This is a genomic window from Amycolatopsis sp. NPDC003731, assembly GCF_053586895.1.
The window spans coordinates 1-3,384 of the sequence record NZ_JBSFNC010000289.1 but is presented as its reverse complement, the minus strand read 5'-3'; the positions used below and the strand labels follow the sequence as shown (position 1 = coordinate 3,384).

Sequence of the window (3,384 nt, the reverse complement as noted above, 5' to 3'; positions counted from 1 at the left end):
GCGGGACACCGCGCAGCTGCCCGCGCTGACCCGGCAGCTGGCCGACGTGCCCCCGCGGCGCCGGGACCCACACCGGGTGCGCTCCGGGAGCCCTTGCTCACCGCGCCGAGCGAGGACTCGCAGTACCGCGAGCGCACTTGAGCCGCCGGCTTCCCGGCACGTCGAGGGGCTGTGCCGGGAAGCCGCGGTACCCGCGAACGGGGTCACGTCCGTGAGCGGGTGTGTGGAACGACGAACCGGTGCGCTGGATGCACATGAACGCCGCCCATCCCTGGGAGCAGGCTCGCATCCAGCGCACCGGTTCCGTCATGCGATGGGTGCGTCCAAGGACGCCGGGGTGCCGCGGACGGACGCTTCGGCCGCGCTCAGCCGCCGGACCGCCTCGTCGATCCGGTCCGGTGGCAGCGAAAACGGCAGCCGGATCCAGCGTTCCAGCCCGCCGTGGACGCCGAAGCGCGAACCTGGCGCCACCTGGACGCCGTGACTCGCCGCCGCCACCGCCAGGCGCGAGCTCACCGGCTCCGGCATCCGGCACCACAGCGACAGGCCGCCCGCCGGCAGCGTGAACGTCCAGTCCGCGAGGTGCCGGTGCACCGCGCCGGCCAGCGCGTCGCGGTAGCCGTGCAGCTCCTCACGCCGGCGGTGCAGCAGGGTTTCGTCGGCCATCAGCTCGGTCAGCACGAGCTGCTCGAACACCGGCGACCCGAGATCGACCGCGTAGCGCGCCGAAACCAGGCGGCCGAGCAGGTCCTCCGACGCGCGGATCCAGCCGAGCCGCAGTCCGCCCCAGTGCGTCTTGGACGCCGAACCGACGCAGATCGCCAGGTCACCGGCGAACGCGGCCAGCGGCGGCGGTCCGTGCCGCGGATCGTCCTCCAGGTCCAGCTCGACGAGCGTTTCGTCCACCACGACCGGGGTCCGGGCGCGGGCCAGCACGGCCCCGAGCCGGGAGCGGCCGTCGGTGTCCAGGCGCAGGCCGGTCGGGTTCTGGAAGTCGACGACGAGGTAGGCGAACCGCGGGGACGCCTGGCGCAGGGCCGCGTCGATGCCGGCGATGTCCCAGCCGCGCTCGCCGCTCGGATCGAGCGCGACCGGCACCGGGATGGCGTGCGCGGCGCGGATCGCCTCCAGGGCGTTCGGGTACGTCGGCTGCTCGACCAGCACGCGGTCACCGGGCCCGGCGAGCATCCGCAGGACCAGCACGAACGCGTGGTGCGCGCCGTTGGTGACCATGACCTGGGCGGGCGTCGTCGGCAGGCCGCGCTCGGTGTAGCGCCGCGCGATCCGCTCGCGCAGGGCGGGCAGGCCGCGCTCCTGGTAGCCGTGGTCGCCCAGGTGGTCGGCGAGCCGGACGCGTGCCGCGTCGACCGCCGCGGCCATGCCCGGAACGGCGGGAGAGGACGCGTGGGTGAAGTCGATCGAGCCGTCACCCGCCGGCGCGAGCGGACCGCGGCGCCGCCGCCCGGGCGCGGCGACCCACGAGCCCGCGCCGCGGCGGCTCGCGACCAGCCCGCTCTCCCGCAACCGGTCCAGTGCCGCGCCGATCAGCGTCCGGCTGGCGCCGAGCGCGTCGGCCAGCTCGCGCTCGGCGGGCAGCCGGGTGCCCAGCGGGAGCTGGCCGTCGAGCACCTGCAGCTCGATGGCCGCCGCGAGGTCGGCGGCCCCCTGACGGGAGCCACCTTGCCGCCACGAGCCCAGCATGACGGCCAATCGCGGGCCGGAAATACGTCCACCTACCGGGAGCACAGCTTCCATAAGGCCAATATCCCGGAATTGGCTATGGTTTGCCAGACCACTTTCCGGCGATAGTCATGTCGTGGCTCAGATCGACCTCCGGCCCGTCCGGATCTCCCGCAACCCCGTCCGCCGCAGCGTGCAGCTGCTCGCCGGCCTCACGCTCTACGGCGCCAGCGTCGCCCTCGTCACCCGTGCCGGCCTCGGGCTCGAGCCGTGGAGCGTGCTGGCCGAAGGCGTGATGAAGCACACCGACCTGACGTTCGGCACCGTCACCGGCCTCATCTCGGTGGCCGTGCTGCTGCTGTGGATCCCGCTGCGCCAGCGGCCCGGCATCGGCACCATCGCGAACGTCGTGATCATCTCGGTCGTGGTCGACGTCGTCCGCGCGTTCCTCCCCGACCAGCACGAGCTGGCGTGGCAAATCGCGCTGCTGGTCGGCGGAGTGGTGCTCAACGGGGTCGCGACCGCCACCTACGTCGGCGCCCGGCTGGGGCCGGGCCCCCGCGACGGCCTGATGACCGGGCTCGCCGGCCGCACCGGCTGGCCGATCCGGCTGGTGCGCACCGGCATCGAGGTGACCGTGGTGGCGGCCGGTTTCCTGCTCGGCGGGACCGTCGGCGTCGGCACCGTCCTCTATGCGCTCGCGATCGGCCCGCTCACCCAGGCGCTTCTGCCCAGGACGACCTGGCGCGAGAGCTAACCGGCTTTGCGCTGCTGCACGGCCCGGCGCAGCGTCAGGTAGTCCGCGCCGCGCCGGGCGAGGACGTCGTCGGTGCCGCGCTGCTGGGCCAGCGCGAGCAGGATGTGCTCCTGGCCGAGGTGCTTGTCGCCCAGCCGGACGGCTTCCTTGAGGCTCAGTTCGAGGGTCTTCTTCGATTGTGCGGTGAACGGGATGTGCCCGCGCTTGGCCGGGCCGAGCCGCCCGGCCAGTGCCCCTTCGCCGTGCGTCTGCTCGACGCGCTCGACGATCTGCTCGACGTCGATACCGAACTCGGTGAGCGCCTCGGCGTCGGCGTCGCTCACACCGCCGCGGCGCCGGGTGCGGGCCAGCTCGGCCGCGATGTCCTCAGTGGACACGCCAAGGTCGGCGAGCACCTGGGCGCCGGTCTTCACCAGCCCGGCGAGCAGGTGGGCGGGCCCGATCTCGACCGAGCCGGACTCCCGCGCCACGATCTGCGCTTCGACGACCGCCATCCGCGCGTCGGCCGTGAACCTCTCGAACATCAGTGCCTCCCGTACTTCTTGTGCACGGCCTGCCGGCTGACCCCCAGCTCGGCGGCGATCTCCTGCCACGACCAGCCGTGCACCCGCGCACTGCGCACCTGCACGGCCTCCAGTTGTTCCAGCAGCCGCCGGAGCGCGGCGACCGCGCGCAGCCCCACCCGGGGATCGCGATCACCCGCCCGGGCGGCCAAATCCGTCGCTTCCGTCATGCTTGTCAACCTACGTTGACATTCGGAGGCCGTCAACTCCGGTTGACGAGGCGGCTCCCGCGCTGAGTTGCGGATGTCGGCCGGGGCCGGCTCCCCGAAGGTCGCGAATGACTCATTCGGCTGAAACACCGGGGCCGGATGCGGCGATTAGTACAGCGGGTGACCATCCCGCTACACGAAACGGAGCAGCCGGCTGGGCTACCCGCACGAGAAC

Annotated in this window: 4 protein-coding genes; 1 reads left to right on the top strand and 3 read right to left on the bottom strand. The window is 73.1% G+C overall.

Translation table 11 applies throughout. The features are described 5' to 3' along the window. Nucleotides 1-306 precede the first annotated feature (306 nt). The gene (gene yczR, locus ACWDN5_RS46510; protein WP_310967977.1) at nt 307-1,755 is read right to left on the bottom strand and encodes a MocR-like transcription factor YczR; all 1,449 of its coding nucleotides are present in this window, start codon (nt 1,753-1,755) and stop codon (nt 307-309) included. Nucleotides 1,756-1,816: 61 nt separating this feature from the next. On the opposite strand from yczR, the gene yczE reads away from it, so the two are divergent. Then, entirely contained in the window at nt 1,817-2,437 is a 621-nt protein-coding gene (gene yczE, locus ACWDN5_RS46505) for a membrane protein YczE (protein ID WP_449680769.1), read from the top strand. On the opposite strand, the gene ACWDN5_RS46500 is transcribed toward yczE, so the two are convergent. Both ACWDN5_RS46500 and ACWDN5_RS46495 read right to left on the bottom strand, forming a co-directional pair. After that, a complete protein-coding gene (locus ACWDN5_RS46500; RefSeq protein ID WP_449680768.1) occupies nt 2,434-2,961 on the bottom strand; it encodes a Clp protease N-terminal domain-containing protein in 528 nt (175 codons plus the stop codon). The genes yczE and ACWDN5_RS46500 overlap by 4 nt on opposite strands. Further along, complete coding sequence (locus tag ACWDN5_RS46495) at nt 2,961-3,170, bottom strand: sigma factor-like helix-turn-helix DNA-binding protein (RefSeq protein WP_004559389.1); 210 nt, start codon at nt 3,168-3,170, stop codon at nt 2,961-2,963. Before ACWDN5_RS46495 ends, ACWDN5_RS46500 begins: the two co-directional genes overlap by 1 nt. Nucleotides 3,171-3,384: the final 214 nt, after the last annotated feature.

What these genes read in the sequence shown, in the direction of transcription:
- yczR (WP_310967977.1), bottom strand. Translation starts at nt 1,755, where the DNA reads ATGGAAGCTGTGCTCCCGGTAGGTGGACGTATTTCCGGCCCGCGATTG.
- ACWDN5_RS46495 (WP_004559389.1), bottom strand. Translation starts at nt 3,170, where the DNA reads ATGACGGAAGCGACGGATTTGGCCGCCCGGGCGGGTGATCGCGATCCC.
- ACWDN5_RS46500 (WP_449680768.1), bottom strand. Translation starts at nt 2,961, where the DNA reads ATGTTCGAGAGGTTCACGGCCGACGCGCGGATGGCGGTCGTCGAAGCG.